The sequence below is a fragment of the Bacillus cereus group sp. RP43 genome (assembly GCF_040459645.1).
Classification (GTDB): domain Bacteria; phylum Bacillota; class Bacilli; order Bacillales; family Bacillaceae_G; genus Bacillus_A; species Bacillus_A mycoides_C.
Genome location: NZ_JARVHQ010000001.1, coordinates 1,181,127 through 1,197,348, shown reverse-complemented (window position 1 = coordinate 1,197,348; position 16,222 = coordinate 1,181,127). Strand labels below are relative to the sequence as shown.

Below are 16,222 nucleotides of genomic sequence, written 5' to 3'. Positions count from 1 at the left end.
CTCTTCACCTCCTACCGCATCATGAGAGTAATGTTCCCGGCAGCAATAATAATTGTGATACTTAAAAAGAACATAAATGATACGATAGCTAAGCAAGCAAATACGTAAATGATACTTCGTCCAATGATATCTAAACATTGAATAATTGCTCCTCCGCCTACTGGTTGCAATACTGCTGCTGCGAATTTATAAATAAACGCGATACAAAAAATTTGAATCGCTGGAAAAGCGACAATTAAGCATAAAATAACGAGCCCGATAATTCCGACTGTGTTTTTTAATAATCCAGATGCACTAATAACAGTATCCGCCGCCTCAGTAAACATCCTTCCTACTACAGGAATGAAGTTTCCTGTTACAAATTTAGCCGTTTTCACAGCTATACCATCAGCAACGGCTGACGCTGTTCCCTGTACAGATAATACGCCTAAAAAAATCGTCAAAAAGATACCAATAATCCCAACACTAACGTTTTGCAAAAGCTTGGACAATTTCGTAACTTTATATTGATCACTCATCGTACTTACAATACTTAATATAGTTGCAAGTAATAAAAGCGGTAGAACGATGTAATTCATAAGAAGCCCACTCGTATTCATTAAGAAAATGATGATTGGATGAAAAAACGATACAGAAACAACACCGCCGCCCGTTGCTATGAGTGCGAGTAAAATTGGTAATAACGCTAGTATGAAATCTACCATTGTTTGTATCGTCTCTCTTGCATATGTCATGACGACATAAAAACTATTTAAAGCGAAAATAATAAGTACCATGTATACGACTGCATCCGCGATTTTACTCACGCTACTCTTTGAAAAAGCAGATTGCAACGATTGCAGCAATGCACTGAAAATCGTGAGCATAATGAGCGTTCCAAGTAACTTTCCATTTGCAACAAGCTCGTGAAATAAATATTTTAGTAGACCTATCATCCACTCTTTTATGGAGAACTCTTTTTCTCCCTTTACAAACTCCATAAAGCTTCCTTTTTGACTCTCTGGTAAATAGCCTCCATACTTTGTAACAAGCCCGTCCCAAAATTGCTTCACATCTTCAATTCCGAGCTTATCCAATTGTTGATCAACGACGTTTGTTTCTATAGGAGAAGCTTGTACAACAATCGGTAAAGAAAAGAAAAGGAAGCAAGCAAATAGTAGCTTAGCTCCAAACTTCCTCAACATTCACTCCCCCTTATCCTGTAGGTAAAAAACCAAGAATTGTTTCAATTACAACCGTTAAAATAGGAATTGCCATAACGAGAATTAAGATTTTCCCAGCTAATTCAATTTTCGAAGCGATTGCACCTTGACCAGCATCCTTTGTAATTTGCGCACCAAACTCAGCGATATAAGCAATCCCTATAATTTTCAATAACGTTTCTACATATACGTTGCTAACTTTCGCTTCACTCGCCACTCTCTCAATCATTTGTAAAATAGAATGAATTTGATCGATTAAGAGGAGAAACATCATGCTACCAATGAACACAATAAATAACGATGTAATACTAGACTTATGCTGATTTAAAACAGCAGCTAAAAATGTAGCAACGAGGCCTAATCCGACAATTTGTATAATTTCGATTCGAACCGCCTCCTTTACTGGAAGAGAAAGACACTTTTAATCTTGTCGAATAGAGTATTAATCAAAAACGCAACATGGAATAAAATAACGACAAAACCGACAAGGATAACCCAATTTGCAATATCCTCTCGCTTTAATTCTTTTAATACAGTATGAATGAAAGCTAAAACAATGCCGATTCCGGCGATTTGAAATATTAATCCAACATCAATGGACATCGCCTTTCTCCCCCCTATAGCAGTAAAATTACGATAAGTAGCCCTGCTAGTACCCCTAAACTCTTTATCATTTTTTCGTATTGTAGTTGTAATGCTTTCGCTTCTCCTTCTTCTCTCTCCAAATGTGTAATACATAAGCGAATATGTTTTTGCTGTGATTCACGATCATGTTGTCCAAGTGTTTCACCAAATTGTTGCAGTATTTCATACTCGGTTTGTTTAAACGCCGTTAACGTCCAGTTCTCCTTCAAACTATCAATCCAAGCTTCTCTAACTGTCTGTTCCCCGCTCTCTAGCCGTTTCGAAAAGCTTTGAAATATCCAATTTAATGGCTTCGGCATTTGTTTGACTAAACGCTCTGCCGCCTCAGATAATGGCGTGTGTCCATACATAATTTCAGCTTCTAATGATTGCAATGCTGCCTTCAATAACCTAAGCTGCCGCGGTCTCTCACTATACCTTTTAGCGTATGAAAATCCGAAAAAAGTGCTAACAGCAACTATTAATACCGCACCAAATATTTTCACCATACGCCTTGAGCCTTTCTATGAGGTAATACTGGTTTTCCATCTCTATCTTTCACTTGCATAACTGTTCCTGGTCCTCTAGCTTTTGACAATTCCACAAACCTATCAAATACACCAAGTTCCAGCACCGCCTGTAACGATGGACGTTTCACAACATCATCATAAGAAAATCCGTGTGCACTTATAAAAAGCTGAACGCCTGCATGCACCGCCTCCATAATCGCTTCACTATCTTCTTTACGTCCAATTTCATCTACGATTAATACGTCTGGGCTCATAGAACGAATCATCATCATCATTCCTTCAGCTTTTGGACAAGCGTCTAATACATCTACTCGCGCGCCAAAGTCATATTGCGGAATTCCTTTCACACAGCCCGCAATTTCTGATCGTTCATCAATAATCCCCACTTTACATGAAGGAATTTTCGAAGCACTTACACCTTGACTCATACAGCGTGCTACATCTCTTAAAAGTGTTGTTTTTCCCGTTTGCGGTGGGCCAATTACCATCGTGTTTAACCATCGTGTTTCATACAAATATGGCAAAAGCGGCTCAGCAATCCCTATTTTTTGACGGGCAATACGAATATTAAAAGAAGAGACATCCCGAATCATTTTCACTGCACTTTTTTCTGTAATGACTTTTCCAGCTAGGCCAATTCTATGTCCTCCTCGTAGTGTCACATATCCACGTTTCAATTCCTCTTCCATCATATAAATTGAGAACTGACTTAATTTATTCAATAAATGGATTGCATCTTCCGCTGTAGCGATATAGTCATAAAAAAACACTTCTCCATGTGCGATACACTCTAGTGGCCTTCCAATTCGAACGCGAATTTCCTCTAGAGCATCATATTGTTTACAGCCTTCAACTAACTGTCTCATCGTTTTCGGTAAAACTTCTAATACTTCTTTCATAAGCTTCTCCCCACTATACTCGACTTACTATTTCAACAACGCGATAAAAATGCAGCCAATTCCAAGTGCTAAAAAAAAGAGTTTCAAGAAAGAAATCTCACTTGCTACACTCGCTATGCCAATTGTCATTGTTAAAATTAATACGGTCGGTCCAACAAACGCCAACATACCATTTATAAACAATGCTTTCTTCGCATCATTCACGTAAAGCATAAGCAAAGCGGCGAATATTTCCGCGCTACCTGAAAACAACCGAAGTAACCCCATAACAAGCACGGATGTTTCCATTGCCGCTAGCCACTGTTTCATTCTCCCACCTTCTCCCATAACAGTTACTACTTCCTTATTCTGAAAAAGAATATATTTGTACAACCATATGCAGAGGTTGTCTATTTCAGAAGTAAAAACATAATTTTTTCTCTATCGACTTTACTAAAATCTGAATATTCTCATTAGTTTATGGTATATTTAATAGAAAAGGAGCATAGACGATGCAGCATGTTACTTTATTACCGCTCGATTTACAATATGCAAATGTGATTTTTGAACTATCAAGCAATCCGCATGTAAAAAATGCATTGGGGATAAAAGTAGAATCAGTGGAAGATACAAAGGCATTCATTCTTTTTGCAATTGGAGAGGAACGAAAAAAACACTCCTTATCAAGAGTGATTGTAAGTGAGAAAAATGAAGTAATTGGCCTCACGACACTTAAACATATTAATTACGAACAAAAGCACTCACATATTGGAAGTTGGCTCGGCTATCAATATTGGGGAAGAGGATATAACGAAGCTGCTAAAAAAGAGATCTTTAAAATCGCTTTTTTAGACTTGCAACTTACATACGTATTTGCCGGTGCTAAAACGACTAACATTCGCTCTTTAAAAGCACAAGAGAAACTACCTTACATTTCATTACATGCGGAAAAACAATTTCCAGACGTACATGCTGCTTTGGAGAAAGAAGTAAAATCACCTTGCGTACTGCATGTTGTATCATGCGAAAAATTTTCAAATTGGTTGAAAGTACAAAATGAGGGGGGAAAATATGAAGGGATTGAAAATTAGTTTAACAATTGTAGTAGAATTAGCTATTATTTATCTTTTTTCAAAAATGGTTGGCTGGTCATTTATGGAGAGCTTTTTCCTTGGTAGTCTAGCAATATTTGCAATTACGTGGTTAATTATTATGAGTAACTTTAGAAATAACAATATGGATCATGTAACGAATAAAACTTTTACCGGTGTTGAAACTGGTGAAATACGCCCGTTTCAAATTGTTTTGACTCCATATATTATGGGTACCCTTTCACTCGTCACAGTTAGTTTTGTTATAACCGCAATTTACTACCTTCCCTACTTCCTATAAAAAAGCACTCGTGATAATCACGAGTGCTTTTTTACTATGCACGAGAAACGTATTTACCTTCACCAGTGTTGATGATAAGCATTTCGCCTTCGTTAATAAAGATTGGTACTTGTACAACAAGACCAGTTTCTAATGTAGCTGGTTTTGTTACGTTAGAAGCTGTGTCACCTTTAATACCAGGCTCTGTTTCTGACACTTTTAATTCAACTGTGTTTGGAAGTTCAACACCAAGTACTTCATCTTGGTATGTCATAATAGATACTTCCATGTTTTCTTTTAGGAATTTAAGTTCGCGCTCGATTTGGTTTTCGCCAAGTTCGATTTGCTCATAAGTTCCGTTATCCATAAATACGTGAGACTCACCACTCGCGTATAAGTATTGCATACGACGGTTTTCGATGTGTGCTTTTTCTACTTTTTCACCTGCACGGAATGTTTTCTCTTGAACAGATCCTGTGCGAAGGTTACGTAGTTTAGAGCGAACGAATGCAGCACCTTTACCTGGCTTTACGTGTTGGAAATCCATTACTTGCCAAAGGGCATTGTCCACTGAGATTGTTAAACCTGTACGAAAATCGTTTACTGAAATCATGTAAAAAAATCCTCCTGTGTATTACAAAATAATAAGTTCTTTTGGTGATTTCGTTATTACTTCATTACCTTCACTTGTTACAATGATATCATCTTCAATACGTACTCCGCCAACACCTGGAATATAAATACCTGGTTCTACTGTTACAGCCATACCTGGTTCAAGTACTGTATCAGAACGGAAAGCTAAACCTGGCGCTTCATGGATTTCAAGACCAATTCCATGACCAGTAGAGTGTCCGAAGTATTCTCCATATCCTTTTTCCGTTATGTAATCACGCGTTAATGCATCAGCCTCACGGCCCGTTAAACCAGCTTTAATACCGTTCACACCACGTAGTTGTGCTTCTAAAACGACATTATAAATTTCTTTTAATTTATCAGATGGTTCACCGACTGCAATTGTACGAGTAATATCAGAACAATATCCTTTGTAATAAGCGCCGAAGTCTAATGTAACGAAATCTCCTGTTTCTATCACTTTTTCAGATGCCACGCCGTGCGGTAATGCCGAACGAAGACCTGAAGCAACGATAATATCAAACGAAGAAGATGTTGCTCCTTGTTTTCTCATGAAAAATTCAAGTTCATTTGACACTTCAATTTCAGATACTCCCGGGCGAATGAATGATAGAATATGCTCAAAGGCAGCATCTGCAATCTGTGCAGCTTCCTTTAATATCTTAATCTCTGAATCAGTCTTTATCAAGCGTAACTTTTCTACAAGCCCAGAAGTCGGGATAAATTCAGCTTCGATCGCTTCATTATGCGTTACGTAGGAACTATATGTAAGAGTATCTTGCTCAAATCCTAGCTTTTGAATTCCAAGTTCTTTAACTTGTTTCGCAACTTCATCAAGAAGTAATCCTGAATGCTGCACTATTTCGTATCCAACCGCTTGCTTACTAGCTTGCTCTACATAACGGAAATCTGTAATAAATAGAGCACGCTCTTTTGAAATTAGTACAACACCAGCTGTTCCTGTGAAATTCGCCATATATCTACGGCTATGTTCATTCGTTAATACGATACCGTCAATACCAGCCTCATCAAACGCACTTCTTAATCTTTCGATCTTTTCCATGACTTTATGCCTCCCTCAATTTCTCCATTAATGCAAATAACGCTAGCTTATAACCATAAAAACCAAATCCAACAATTTGTCCCGCACAAACAGCCGCTGTCACAGATTCATGACGAAACGACTCACGCCCGTGAATGTTAGAAATATGTACTTCAATAACTGGAATCGAAACACTTGCGATAGCATCCCGAATCGCATAGCTATAATGCGTAAATGCACCCGGATTTAGAATGATTCCTTCATATATGTCATCAGCCTCATGAATAATATCAATAATAGCTCCTTCATGATTCGATTGAAAACATTCTAACTCCACTCCCATTTTCTCTGCTTCTTGTTTCATATCTGTTTCAAGCGTCGCTAACGTTCCTTTTCCGTATACATTTACTTCCCTAACGCCAAGGCGATTTAGGTTAGGACCATTTACGAGGAGTAACTTTTTCATTTTCTTAAAACTCCTTAATATTAAAGAATGTCTATACGACATTTTAACATAGGAATCACTTATTTGAATAGTTTGTCTTCTCGATCCCTTCTCCTCTATTTGTATTATTCGATTCGAATGCTACAGAATACGAAATAAAAACACCATATAATATAAAGATACATACTGTCGTTACAATTGTTTCTTTCGGTAAATGGAGTGCACTTTTAATAGCAGGTGCCATTAGCCCCATCCCAAAAAATAATAATGCCCACCAAAATAAACCGTATATTATGCCAGGTAATACTCCTTCAAACTTTTTAAAAAGAGCTTTATAGAGAAATGCCACTAAAATTGAAAGAAGTCCCATGCAAACGATACCTAGTACATTTCCCCAAACCCCTTCTTTCCAATCTCCAAATGCAAACGGTAAAAGTAAATAGTTAGGGCCAGCTTCTGTAAATGAGAATATATGAAGGAAATACCATATACCTCCCCAAAATAAGCCACCAAATAAACCAATTTGTACAAAGTTTCTTATTGTTGATTGTTCTTGATTCACATTGACACCTCCGCTCAATAGTATGCCCGAAACTATTTTGAAGCATGTTTAAATCCTGCAAAATTTGTCTATAAAAAGAATAAGAAATGTCCGACTCTCGTAATATTTTCCCTTGTCATCTGCCTGTATTTGTCGATAAAATAAAGGAAACTCGGTGATTGTCTTATTTCAAGATGACAGAACCAAGTATGACAATTGCCTCTTTTTCTACATAAGAGAGAAACAAATACAGGTTGGTGTTAACATGGCAGAAGAGTCAAAACAAATATATGGCGGGCAAGCGGTCATAGAAGGAGTTATGTTTGGCGGTAGAGAATATACTGTTACAGCGGTTCGTCGTAAAGATAAATCGATTGAATTTTATCGTTTACCACGCGTTCGTAATAAAGCATTGTCTCTACTAAAAAAAATTCCATTTTTACGAGGTATTGCCGCTATTGTGGATGCAAGTGCGAATGGAGCGAAACATTTAAACTTTGCTTCAGAACGATTTGATGTCCACCCAGAAGAAGATGAACAACTTGCAAATAAAAAAGAAGAACAATCAAAATTAACGATGGTATTAGGAGTTGCAGCAGTTGGCGTTTTATCGTTCATATTCGGTAAAGTAATTTTCACAGCAGTTCCTGCACTTTTAGCTGAATTAACGAGACCGATTTTCCCATCTCATACAGGGCAAATCATTGTCGAAAGTGTCATTAAGCTCATGCTATTATTGAGCTATATATACTTCATTTCTTTAACCCCACTTATTAAGCGGGTATTTCAGTACCACGGTGCGGAACATAAAGTAATCAATGCTTACGAGAATAATCTTCCACTGACTGTAGAAAATGTTCAAAAGCAAACTCGCCTCCATTATCGCTGTGGCAGTAGCTTTATTATATTTACGGTCATTATTGGAATGTTTGTCTATTTCCTCGTCCCTACAGATCCGCTTTGGGCAAGGGTAGTAAACCGAATTTTATTAATTCCAGTTGTTCTCGGTATTTCTTTTGAAGTATTACAATTTACCAATCGATTACGAGATGTCCCTGTTTTACGAGTACTTGGATATCCAGGATTATGGCTGCAACTATTAACAACGAAAGAACCAACAGATGATCAAGCGGAAGTTGCAATCGCATCGTTTGAAGAATTATTACGTTTAGAAAACAAACAATAATTATTTAAAAATGGTGTTCAACTCCTTTCCTCATCGTTAATATACTAATTTTAATATATGTTTTTAGGAGGTGTCCCTTATGAACGGTCGTTCGTTTACATTCGCTATATTTGTGCTTATTATCGGATTAGCAATATTCGGCCTTGTTTCATCTGTTATTACGGATCCAATGCAAGTATTGAAAAACATTGGTATCATGTTGGCTGTCGTCGGTATCTTTTACTTACTCTACAAAATGTTTACAAACTCTAGTGGTTCTGCAAATTCGCAAAGCTCATATAAGCGTGCAGCGAAACAATCGAACCGCAAACACGGGAAACAAAATGTAGCACCCCTAAGTAATTCTTTCTTGAAACGAAATGCTTCTGATGACAAGGGGAAAAAGGGTAATTCTCCATCGTTGAAAAGAAAAAGAAAACAATCTCATTTAACTGTCATTGAAGGTAAGAAAAACAAAAAGAAAGACCGTGCTTCCTTTTAGGAAATACGGTCTTTTTTTATCCCGGTTGGTACGGGGCTAATAATCAGTGGAAGATGAGCCTCCCTACTGATTAAAGTTTCACTTTATATGTTGAAGCACTTCTTTCAAACTTTTTTCTTTCATACTTTCGATACGAAGGTGATGGTTTTCAAATTGCAAATTTCTTGTCACATCATTAGGCACGACGATACATTTTAATCCTGCTGCAACCGCTGCTTTCAATCCATTTAATGAATCTTCAAATACAACAGCTTCTGACAGTTCAATTCCTAATTCTTCTATCGTAACTTTATAAAGAGCTGGATCTGGTTTTACCTTCTCTACATCTTCTCTCGTTTTAATCACTTCAAAATAATCTCTAATTTGTAGCTCTTCTAAAAAACGAACGACCCACTCCCTAGATGAACTAGAGGCTAATGCAATTTTCAATCCAAGTTCTTTCGCTTCTTCTAAATATTCTTTTACCCCGTCACGCGCTTTTGGTATTTTCATTTTCGCTTTATGTAAAGTTGTTACTTTTTCCTTTAATGCATGCTCGTTAAATTTTTCTTTTAATTGCTCTTTTAAATATGCATAAAGTACTTCATCTGTCGTTCCAATACATTTTGCAAATTCCTCTAAAGGTAACTCGCCGCCATATTCACGAACAGCATCTCTGAAAGAGTGAAACCATATTGTTTCTGTGTCCACAATTAATCCATCAAAATCAAAAATAATTGCTTTCATTATTCTCCCGTCCTTTTCGATTGAAATAAAAAAGGAAACGCCACACGTTCCCCTTAATTACTTTTCTCTTCGTTTGCTTTTTGAACACCACGAAGTGTTTCTACTCGAACTTCATCTTGTTCAAAGTATTGTACTAGATCACCGATACGGTCAATTGATTCCCAACTTAAATGATGTTCAATTCCTTCTACATCATTATAAATTTTGCTTTCATCCACACCGATAATGCGCATAAACTGCTCTAACAATTCATGACGATATACGAGACGTTCTCCGATTTTTTTACCTTTTGATGTTAATACAAGCCCTCTATATTTTTCATAAATTAGATATTCGTCTTTGTCTAATTTTTGTACCATTTTTGTTACAGAGGATGGATGTACACTAAGCGCTTCAGCAATATCAGATACACGGGCATAACCCTTTTCATCAATCAACAAATAAATTTGTTCAATATAATCTTCCATACTAGGGGTAGGCATCGGTTTCCTCCATCCAATTTCATTTTGCTTATTCCGTACGAAGCAATCAATAAAATGATACACCAGAAAGAATAACGTGACAAGGTGGAAACGAGCCTAAATATATAAAACAAAAAAAGAATCCATATTCTCATACAGATTCCCCTTATGTAAAATATTGAATTTCTGCATCGGGAAAATACTCATATATATAACCTCGTATTGTTTCTTCTAATACTTCCGCATCATCCTTTTGATATACATATTTCCCAATACCGTATCGTCCCCATTTATATTTCCGCTTCTCTTCATCCATTTCAAGTTTCGTACTCGGATAACGTTCTTGAATGACTTTTTTGGCTGGTTTCGTAAAACGATGTTGAATTAATTCGAACGTTAAATTTGGTATCTTCATGCCTTTTAACGCATTGTACAATCGTTCAAACAATTCACGGTACCCTTCTTCCCATCCTTCATGCATATAAATTGGCGCAACAATAAAGCCAAGAGGATAACCAGCCCCCGCTACTTTACGAGCAGCCTCAATTCGCTCTTCAAATGGCGAAGTCCCTGGTTCAAAATTTTTAATCACATAACGTGAATTAATGCTAAATCGAAAACGCGTTTTCCCATTATGCTTTGCATCTAATAAATGATCAACGTGCGAATATTTCGTAACGAAACGTAAACGTCCATTTTCACTTTCTCCGATGAACTCTATCGCCCGCTTTAATGCATGCGTTAAATGATCAATTCCAACGATGTCTGATGTACACGCCGCTTCAAATCTTGTTATTTCAGGGGTCCTTTCATCCATATATTGCTTTGCCTTCTCAAATATTTCATCTAGATTCACATACACCCTTACGTAAGGTTTACTCCCAAGTGTCGTTTGCAAATAACAATAATGACAATGCCCCATACATCCTGTTGCAAGCGGGATTGCATATTCAGCTGACGGTTTTGATGTATCGAACTTTAACGTCTTCCTCACCCCAACGACAAGTGTCGCTTTTGCATTACGATACTTTTGCAATTCATTTTCGCCTGGCAAATTTCTAATTTGATTGTGTGATGTCGTTTCACGAATTTCTAATCCCATCTTCGTAAACTTCGCATAAAGCTCTTTTCCAAGCGGATATTCGAGTGCCCTCGGTTCAAAGTAAACGAGTTTTGGCATAAATGGTTTCATATGCTTCCCTCCTCTCGTTAGTATGGGAAACAAAGAAAAATTAACACAGATTAAAGTTTTCCACTCCAGTAACTTGCGTTGCAAGTTACTGGATGTTATAATTTGGATATCAGCTACCTTGCAACGCAAGTTACCTGGATAAAAGGTGGTGAAATCATGCACAGCCAAATGTTAAAAGGTGTACTAGAAGGGTGTATTCTATACATCATTTCACAAGAAGAAGTGTACGGATATGAACTGAGTACAAAATTAAATAAACATGGCTTTACATTCGTAAGTGAAGGAAGCATATATCCGTTATTATTACGCATGCAAAAAGAGAAACTTATTGAAGGTACATTAAAGGCTTCCTCTCTTGGACCGAAGCGAAAATATTATCACGTAACTGATAAGGGATTAGAACAGCTTGAAGAATTTAAACAAAGCTGGGGAATGGTTTCAACGACGGTAAACAACTTATTACAAGGGGAGCGATAGGAATGAGGGCGAAAGATTTAATCGAACTAAATAACCAAAAGCGTAAATTATTAACTACAGAAAATGAAACCGCCTATAGTGACATGTTAATATACATCCGCTTAGCTAAAGTGCCAGAGTACCACGCGGAAGAACTGCTAATTGAAATTCTAGATCACCTTATTGAAGCCCAGCAAGAAGAAAAAAGTGCTTATGATATTTTTGGCGACGACTTACAGGCGTACTGTGACGAACTAATTGCTGCTCTACCGAAGCCAGGTTTATGGGAACAATTATCGATTCCTTTATTTATAACTAGTTATCTGTTAGCAATATACTTTGCTATTTCTTCCGTAATTGCATTGGTATTTCCCTTATTTTCAAATGAAGCACGTTTTAAATTTGTGCACATTGATTTCATTTATCTGCTCGCATTTATCTTATCCGTACATCTTATGATACGTTTTGTTTTCGATTTTATTAACACTGATTTATTTAAAAATCAAACAACTATTTGGAGGCATATAGGAAGTTTTTTAATACGCCATAGCCTATGGATACTATTAATCGGTATTTCCTTTTTATTTATTAAACAGCCCTATACTACATTACAAATCTCACCTTGGATTGGCACTTTACTGGCCATCTCTTGCTATGCACTATACAAAATCTTCTTCAAAAAAGAAAATTTAGCCTTTAAAAAGGAGTGACGATATTATGACCGAAAAAGAAATGGTTAAGTTAAACAATGAAAAAAGAAAGTTATTAACACCTGAAAACGAAGCTGCTTATGGTGATATGCTTATTTATTTACGTTTTACTAGCGTTCCGCAAAAGCAAATGGAAGAATTGCTTTTAGAAATATTGGATCATCTTTTAGAAGCGCAAGAAGATGGTAAAAATGCACATGATATTTTCGGAGAAGATTTAAAAGCTTACTGCGACGAATTGATTAACTCTTCAGAGCATCAAAATTCTTTCCAACAAGCTACCGTTATTGGATTTGCAGTTAGTTTATTATTAGCTATTCAAATTGGATACGATACATTTACTACTCTTATGCAAAAACTATTTACAGATACAAACACTTCAGGAATTCCACTTAGTATTCCTGGAACAATATTATCTGCTATCGTTTTAACAATTGGTGCTTTCATAACTTTTTCGTTATTTAGACGTTTTTCTTTTACAATACTGGCTTCCTGGAAACAAAAAGCACTCCTCTTATTATCAGTGTTTATACCTTTTATCTTATCAGTTTTTTCAAACGTATTTTTTAAAACACAACCATACTTATTTTATAATTTGTCTATTTGGCAAGGTGCTCTTGTTACACTTTCTTTTTATATTCTGTACAAATTTTTATATAAAACATCTAAATTTTAACAGCCCTTCAAACGGCTGTTTTTCTTCTGTCTAATTTTACAAATTGAAAAATTTCATAAAGAAAATAAGAAAAATGCAAAATAATTAAAGTTAATTGTTGACGTGATGCTTTTATTATCGGTATCATAAATCTTCGTGAGCAATTATTTTTCGTTATACGATTTTTTTATTATTACTGAATTTTTGAGAGGAGAAATTAGATGTCAGTTAAGAAGAAAACGCAAGTACGCACCGGCAAAATGGTACGTGAACTAATGTTAGCAGACGAAGATGTAAATGCTTCGCTAATTATGGTATACAGTGAAAACGGTGTAAACGCAGAAATTAAAATCGAGGGCTTAACGCCGAAATGTAACGAAGAATTATTTTTGAGCGGAAACGTGGATTGGAACAAGAGTGTTATTTATAAAATTGTTGATTTCACTGGGAACGCGGAAGTTGGTAAAGTTACATTAACAGCGATGAATAAGAACAATGTTTCTCTAGAAATTGAACGCGTTATGTGGAGCAAAGAAAATAAAGAAGCTGCTGAGCAAGAAGAAACAGTTGTAGAAGCTACTCCGAACAAAGAAGTAGTTGTAGAGGCTCCTAAAGCAGTTACACCCGCTCCTAAACCTGTTATGCGTGTAGAAACACCCGCTATAACACCTAAGCCTACTCCGGTACCAACGCCGAAGTCAGTAAGTGTTGAAGCAGCTGTAGAACTATCTACTCCAGCACCTGTGAAAAAAGCAGTACCTACTCCAGTTACAAAGCAAGAGACAGCACCGGTTACTCCTGCAAAACCGAAGCAACCTGCTTTGACTGAAACAAATACAAAACTACAAGAAAATTATGTTAAACTTGTGAAAAAGACAATTGAAGTTTGTCAAGATTACGAGCTTGGCATCGACATAGATGATTCTATTGAAGGATTAAAAAAAGAGCTACAAAGCCAAGGTATTAGCGTTACATTCGACAAAGAAATTATGGACGTTGTAAATCGCCTTCGTTCTTTACAAGATAAAGGAATCAAAGTAGAAAAAGTACTTAATTTACTATAAAAATAAGGAGATGGCGGTCGCCATCTCCTTATTTTTTATAATTCCATTCATTACTTTCATACTTCTCTTTTGCTAAAGTTTGAACTTCATGAAGCTGTTCTTCTGTTAGTTCATACGGCACAAGCTCTATATCTAAACCTTTTTCAAATCCAGTTTCAAACGCTTTGATTAACTGTTCAATCGTAAATGTACGGTCTGTCAACTCATTAATCGCTACCGCTTTAGAAGAAAACATGTTTTTCATACGCTCTTTTACACGTTCATTCGGGAATAAAAATAGATCGTATAACTCATCTAAATCTATTTCTAACGGAATAGAACCGTGCTGTAAGATAACCCCTTTTTGACGTGTTTGAGCACTACCTGCGATTTTTCTTCCTTCAACTACAATTTCATACCAAGATGGTGCATCAAAACATACTCCTGAACGCGGATTTTTTAAATTCTCACGATCCTCTTCTGTTTTCGGAACTGCATAATACGCTTCTAATCCTAATGCCTTAAAACCGTCTAATAAGCCTTGCGAAATAACGCGGTATGCTTCTGTAACTGTTTTTGGCATATCCGGATGATCTTCAGACACAATAACACTGTACGTTAATTCTTTGTCATGTAGTACACCCCTGCCGCCTGTTTGACGACGAACGAATCCATATTTTTTTTCGTTAACTACATCCATATTTATATCTTTTTCAACACGCTGAAAATACCCGACTGTTAATGTTGGTACTTCCCATTCGTAAAAACGAATTGTTGGTGGCATTTTCTTTTCACTTTGCCAATTTAATAAACATTCATCTAACGCCATATTAAATGCTGGTGAACATTGACCAGAGTTAATATAACACCATTTTTCTTTTCCCATCCTGCACCTCATATAACCAATTATTTTTCACATTCTCTAGTCTACCAAATTCGACAAAATTTGTGAAAGAATACGAAATTTCTTCTTATATACAAATGAATCTGTTGCATAAATACATATGGGCATTATAATATTGAAAGTAGGATAAGAAAAAAGGGAGCGATAGAATCGTGTCAACAAACTTGATTATTATACTAGCCGCAATTGCAGCATTCATCGGCTACACTGTATGGATGTATTTCTATCAGAAAAAATTAATTAAAACACTTTCAGAAGAAGAATTTCGCGCTGGCTACCGTAAAGCACAGCTTATCGATATTCGCGAAGCAGATGAATTTAACGCGGGACATATTTTAGGTGCGCGTAACATTCCATTATCACAAATTCGCCTTCGCCACAAAGAACTTCGCCAAGATCAACCAGTTTATTTATATTGCCAAAGCGGATTCCGTACAGGTCGTGCAGCTCAATACTTAAAAAAACAAGGCTACACAGATTTCTACCAATTAAAAGGTGGATTTAAATCTTGGTCAGGCAAAATTAAAAAGAAATAACATACAAAAACTAGCTGCATGATACAGCTAGTTTTTTATTCCATATTGTTCGCAATGTACAGTAGATTTTGTTTAATCACATCTTCATCTTTCTCATCTACATTACGATATAATAGCTGATATTCAATCCCCTTCTCTTTCCATATAAGCGTAGCAAATTCGTCCCCTCGCTCGTAATCATCCTTATTTTTAAAATAAGCAGGTGCTCCATTATTCAATTTCATTTGTTCTTGAAATCGATTTTCTTCTACGAGGTATGGAAAACTGTAAGAAAAGTTGGCCACTGTTAATTCTATATAATCGTGCCTTCCTTTCTCTTGTTGCTTATATTTAATCGTTAAAACAGCATTCTTCTTTCCCATCGTTCTTACCTCTCCCTGCACATCACTCGTAATGTCATAAGGTAAAAACGTTGGAACTTTAAACTTCGCCGGAAAATATTTTGGAAGTTCCTTTAGCGGAATCGGATCAGTAACACGGTCCTTAGCCCCTCCTGTTGTTCCTACAAATGTTTTTTCTTCTTGCATCGTTTGCTGAAATGAACATGAGCTAAGTATTACACTAGAAAACACGAAACAAATGATTCCTTTTTTCAATTTGTTTCCG

General features: G+C 36.4%; 24 protein-coding genes. 9 read left to right on the top strand and 15 right to left on the bottom strand.

The features are described 5' to 3' along the window. Nucleotides 1-11 precede the first annotated feature (11 nt). The 6 genes from spoIIIAE to QCI75_RS06275 are packed head-to-tail and all read right to left on the bottom strand — an operon-like array spanning nt 12 to nt 3,564. Nucleotides 12-1,184: a stage III sporulation protein AE gene (spoIIIAE, locus tag QCI75_RS06300; protein WP_002199385.1), complete on the bottom strand. Its 1,173-nt coding sequence runs from the start codon at nt 1,182-1,184 to the stop codon at nt 12-14. A 10-nt stretch (nt 1,185-1,194) separates the two neighbouring features. Further along, complete coding sequence (gene spoIIIAD, locus QCI75_RS06295; RefSeq protein ID WP_078172833.1) at nt 1,195-1,578, bottom strand: stage III sporulation protein AD; 384 nt, start codon at nt 1,576-1,578, stop codon at nt 1,195-1,197. 23 nt (nt 1,579-1,601) lie between these two features. Next, the gene (gene spoIIIAC, locus QCI75_RS06290) at nt 1,602-1,805 is read right to left on the bottom strand and encodes a stage III sporulation protein AC (protein ID WP_000020914.1); all 204 of its coding nucleotides are present in this window, start codon (nt 1,803-1,805) and stop codon (nt 1,602-1,604) included. Nucleotides 1,806-1,819: 14 nt separating this feature from the next. Further along, a complete protein-coding gene (gene spoIIIAB, locus QCI75_RS06285) occupies nt 1,820-2,335 on the bottom strand; it encodes a stage III sporulation protein SpoIIIAB (protein WP_144504915.1) in 516 nt (171 codons plus the stop codon). Next, the gene (gene spoIIIAA, locus QCI75_RS06280; protein WP_353760091.1) at nt 2,329-3,255 is read right to left on the bottom strand and encodes a stage III sporulation protein AA; all 927 of its coding nucleotides are present in this window, start codon (nt 3,253-3,255) and stop codon (nt 2,329-2,331) included. The genes spoIIIAB and spoIIIAA overlap by 7 nt, the downstream gene beginning before the upstream one ends. Nucleotides 3,256-3,282: 27 nt before the next feature. Then, nucleotides 3,283-3,564, bottom strand: coding sequence for a YqhV family protein (locus QCI75_RS06275; RefSeq protein ID WP_000816054.1), 282 nt, complete (start codon nt 3,562-3,564; stop codon nt 3,283-3,285). Nucleotides 3,565-3,746: 182 nt separating this feature from the next. Here QCI75_RS06275 and QCI75_RS06270 point away from each other — a divergent pair, with 182 nt between their 5' ends. Together QCI75_RS06270 and QCI75_RS06265 are read left to right on the top strand one after the other, a co-directional pair. Then, entirely contained in the window at nt 3,747-4,325 is a 579-nt protein-coding gene (locus QCI75_RS06270; RefSeq protein WP_353760090.1) for a GNAT family N-acetyltransferase, read from the top strand. Next, a complete protein-coding gene (locus tag QCI75_RS06265) occupies nt 4,306-4,626 on the top strand; it encodes a hypothetical protein (protein WP_002111766.1) in 321 nt (106 codons plus the stop codon). Before QCI75_RS06270 ends, QCI75_RS06265 begins: the two co-directional genes overlap by 20 nt. A 34-nt stretch (nt 4,627-4,660) precedes the next feature. On the opposite strand, the gene efp is transcribed toward QCI75_RS06265, so the two are convergent. From efp to QCI75_RS06245, 4 genes are read right to left on the bottom strand one after another with little or no spacing between them, the layout of a single operon-like run. Continuing rightward, nucleotides 4,661-5,218, bottom strand: coding sequence for an elongation factor P (efp, locus tag QCI75_RS06260; protein WP_000626521.1), 558 nt, complete (start codon nt 5,216-5,218; stop codon nt 4,661-4,663). A 21-nt stretch (nt 5,219-5,239) separates the two neighbouring features. After that, on the bottom strand, nt 5,240-6,301 hold the full coding sequence (pepQ, locus tag QCI75_RS06255; protein ID WP_144504909.1) for a Xaa-Pro dipeptidase: 1,062 nt from the start codon (nt 6,299-6,301) through the stop codon (nt 5,240-5,242). A 4-nt stretch (nt 6,302-6,305) separates the two neighbouring features. Beyond that, the gene (gene aroQ / locus QCI75_RS06250; RefSeq protein WP_144504907.1) at nt 6,306-6,746 is read right to left on the bottom strand and encodes a type II 3-dehydroquinate dehydratase; all 441 of its coding nucleotides are present in this window, start codon (nt 6,744-6,746) and stop codon (nt 6,306-6,308) included. 55 nt (nt 6,747-6,801) lie between these two features. After that, nucleotides 6,802-7,287: a YqhR family membrane protein gene (locus QCI75_RS06245; protein WP_353760088.1), complete on the bottom strand. Its 486-nt coding sequence runs from the start codon at nt 7,285-7,287 to the stop codon at nt 6,802-6,804. Nucleotides 7,288-7,531: 244 nt separating this feature from the next. Here QCI75_RS06245 and QCI75_RS06240 point away from each other — a divergent pair, with 244 nt between their 5' ends. Both QCI75_RS06240 and QCI75_RS06235 read left to right on the top strand, forming a co-directional pair. Continuing rightward, the gene (locus tag QCI75_RS06240; protein WP_002015047.1) at nt 7,532-8,452 is read left to right on the top strand and encodes a DUF1385 domain-containing protein; all 921 of its coding nucleotides are present in this window, start codon (nt 7,532-7,534) and stop codon (nt 8,450-8,452) included. A 79-nt stretch (nt 8,453-8,531) separates the two neighbouring features. Next, entirely contained in the window at nt 8,532-8,933 is a 402-nt protein-coding gene (locus QCI75_RS06235) for an SA1362 family protein (protein WP_144504903.1), read from the top strand. A gap of 78 nt (nt 8,934-9,011) precedes the next feature. On the opposite strand, the gene QCI75_RS06230 is transcribed toward QCI75_RS06235, so the two are convergent. The 3 genes from QCI75_RS06230 to splB all read right to left on the bottom strand — a co-directional run bounded on the left by QCI75_RS06230 (nt 9,012) and on the right by splB (nt 11,312). Beyond that, nucleotides 9,012-9,659, bottom strand: coding sequence for an HAD family hydrolase (locus QCI75_RS06230; protein ID WP_144504901.1), 648 nt, complete (start codon nt 9,657-9,659; stop codon nt 9,012-9,014). Between the two features lie 53 nt (nt 9,660-9,712). Beyond that, entirely contained in the window at nt 9,713-10,141 is a 429-nt protein-coding gene (mntR, locus tag QCI75_RS06225; RefSeq protein ID WP_001143080.1) for a transcriptional regulator MntR, read from the bottom strand. A gap of 145 nt (nt 10,142-10,286) precedes the next feature. Next, nucleotides 10,287-11,312 carry a spore photoproduct lyase gene (gene splB / locus QCI75_RS06220; RefSeq protein ID WP_353760087.1) on the bottom strand — a complete coding sequence of 342 codons (1,026 nt, stop codon included), beginning with the start codon at nt 11,310-11,312 and terminating at the stop codon, nt 10,287-10,289. Nucleotides 11,313-11,468: 156 nt separating this feature from the next. Here splB and QCI75_RS06215 point away from each other — a divergent pair, with 156 nt between their 5' ends. From QCI75_RS06215 to QCI75_RS06200, 4 genes are all read left to right on the top strand, one after another. Further along, complete coding sequence (locus QCI75_RS06215) at nt 11,469-11,789, top strand: PadR family transcriptional regulator (protein WP_071728410.1); 321 nt, start codon at nt 11,469-11,471, stop codon at nt 11,787-11,789. 2 nt (nt 11,790-11,791) lie between these two features. Continuing rightward, nucleotides 11,792-12,478, top strand: coding sequence for a DUF1129 domain-containing protein (locus tag QCI75_RS06210; RefSeq protein WP_353760086.1), 687 nt, complete (start codon nt 11,792-11,794; stop codon nt 12,476-12,478). A gap of 7 nt (nt 12,479-12,485) precedes the next feature. Further along, the gene (locus QCI75_RS06205) at nt 12,486-13,154 is read left to right on the top strand and encodes a DUF1048 domain-containing protein (protein ID WP_353760085.1); all 669 of its coding nucleotides are present in this window, start codon (nt 12,486-12,488) and stop codon (nt 13,152-13,154) included. Nucleotides 13,155-13,354: 200 nt separating this feature from the next. Continuing rightward, a complete protein-coding gene (locus QCI75_RS06200) occupies nt 13,355-14,197 on the top strand; it encodes a hypothetical protein (protein WP_002111777.1) in 843 nt (280 codons plus the stop codon). A 28-nt stretch (nt 14,198-14,225) separates the two neighbouring features. Here QCI75_RS06200 and QCI75_RS06195 read toward each other — a convergent pair whose 3' ends face one another. Beyond that, nucleotides 14,226-15,062 carry a lipoate--protein ligase family protein gene (locus QCI75_RS06195; protein WP_016120796.1) on the bottom strand — a complete coding sequence of 279 codons (837 nt, stop codon included), beginning with the start codon at nt 15,060-15,062 and terminating at the stop codon, nt 14,226-14,228. Between the two features lie 170 nt (nt 15,063-15,232). On the opposite strand from QCI75_RS06195, the gene QCI75_RS06190 reads away from it, so the two are divergent. Beyond that, nucleotides 15,233-15,616, top strand: coding sequence for a rhodanese-like domain-containing protein (locus tag QCI75_RS06190; protein ID WP_002034000.1), 384 nt, complete (start codon nt 15,233-15,235; stop codon nt 15,614-15,616). A gap of 35 nt (nt 15,617-15,651) precedes the next feature. On the opposite strand, the gene QCI75_RS06185 is transcribed toward QCI75_RS06190, so the two are convergent. Continuing rightward, nucleotides 15,652-16,188, bottom strand: a complete 537-nt coding sequence (locus tag QCI75_RS06185; RefSeq protein WP_016100627.1) for a hypothetical protein — start codon at nt 16,186-16,188, stop codon at nt 15,652-15,654. Nucleotides 16,189-16,222: the final 34 nt, after the last annotated feature.

Bases quoted from the DNA above. Each gene is read 5' to 3' on its own strand.
- QCI75_RS06235 (WP_144504903.1), top strand. From the start codon at position 8,532: ATGAACGGTCGTTCGTTTACATTCGCTATATTTGTGCTTATTATCGGA.
- spoIIIAC (WP_000020914.1), bottom strand. From the start codon at position 1,805: ATGTCCATTGATGTTGGATTAATATTTCAAATCGCCGGAATCGGCATT.
- QCI75_RS06205 (WP_353760085.1), top strand. From the start codon at position 12,486: ATGACCGAAAAAGAAATGGTTAAGTTAAACAATGAAAAAAGAAAGTTA.
- QCI75_RS06210 (WP_353760086.1), top strand. From the start codon at position 11,792: ATGAGGGCGAAAGATTTAATCGAACTAAATAACCAAAAGCGTAAATTA.
- splB (WP_353760087.1), bottom strand. From the start codon at position 11,312: ATGAAACCATTTATGCCAAAACTCGTTTACTTTGAACCGAGGGCACTC.
- QCI75_RS06275 (WP_000816054.1), bottom strand. From the start codon at position 3,564: ATGAAACAGTGGCTAGCGGCAATGGAAACATCCGTGCTTGTTATGGGG.
- QCI75_RS06215 (WP_071728410.1), top strand. From the start codon at position 11,469: ATGCACAGCCAAATGTTAAAAGGTGTACTAGAAGGGTGTATTCTATAC.
- QCI75_RS06200 (WP_002111777.1), top strand. From the start codon at position 13,355: ATGTCAGTTAAGAAGAAAACGCAAGTACGCACCGGCAAAATGGTACGT.
- spoIIIAA (WP_353760091.1), bottom strand. From the start codon at position 3,255: ATGAAAGAAGTATTAGAAGTTTTACCGAAAACGATGAGACAGTTAGTT.
- efp (WP_000626521.1), bottom strand. From the start codon at position 5,218: ATGATTTCAGTAAACGATTTTCGTACAGGTTTAACAATCTCAGTGGAC.
- QCI75_RS06230 (WP_144504901.1), bottom strand. From the start codon at position 9,659: ATGAAAGCAATTATTTTTGATTTTGATGGATTAATTGTGGACACAGAA.
- QCI75_RS06265 (WP_002111766.1), top strand. From the start codon at position 4,306: ATGAAGGGATTGAAAATTAGTTTAACAATTGTAGTAGAATTAGCTATT.
- QCI75_RS06270 (WP_353760090.1), top strand. From the start codon at position 3,747: ATGCAGCATGTTACTTTATTACCGCTCGATTTACAATATGCAAATGTG.
- mntR (WP_001143080.1), bottom strand. From the start codon at position 10,141: ATGCCTACCCCTAGTATGGAAGATTATATTGAACAAATTTATTTGTTG.
- aroQ (WP_144504907.1), bottom strand. From the start codon at position 6,746: ATGAAAAAGTTACTCCTCGTAAATGGTCCTAACCTAAATCGCCTTGGC.
- QCI75_RS06195 (WP_016120796.1), bottom strand. From the start codon at position 15,062: ATGGGAAAAGAAAAATGGTGTTATATTAACTCTGGTCAATGTTCACCA.
- spoIIIAB (WP_144504915.1), bottom strand. From the start codon at position 2,335: ATGGTGAAAATATTTGGTGCGGTATTAATAGTTGCTGTTAGCACTTTT.
- pepQ (WP_144504909.1), bottom strand. From the start codon at position 6,301: ATGGAAAAGATCGAAAGATTAAGAAGTGCGTTTGATGAGGCTGGTATT.
- spoIIIAE (WP_002199385.1), bottom strand. From the start codon at position 1,184: ATGTTGAGGAAGTTTGGAGCTAAGCTACTATTTGCTTGCTTCCTTTTC.
- QCI75_RS06240 (WP_002015047.1), top strand. From the start codon at position 7,532: ATGGCAGAAGAGTCAAAACAAATATATGGCGGGCAAGCGGTCATAGAA.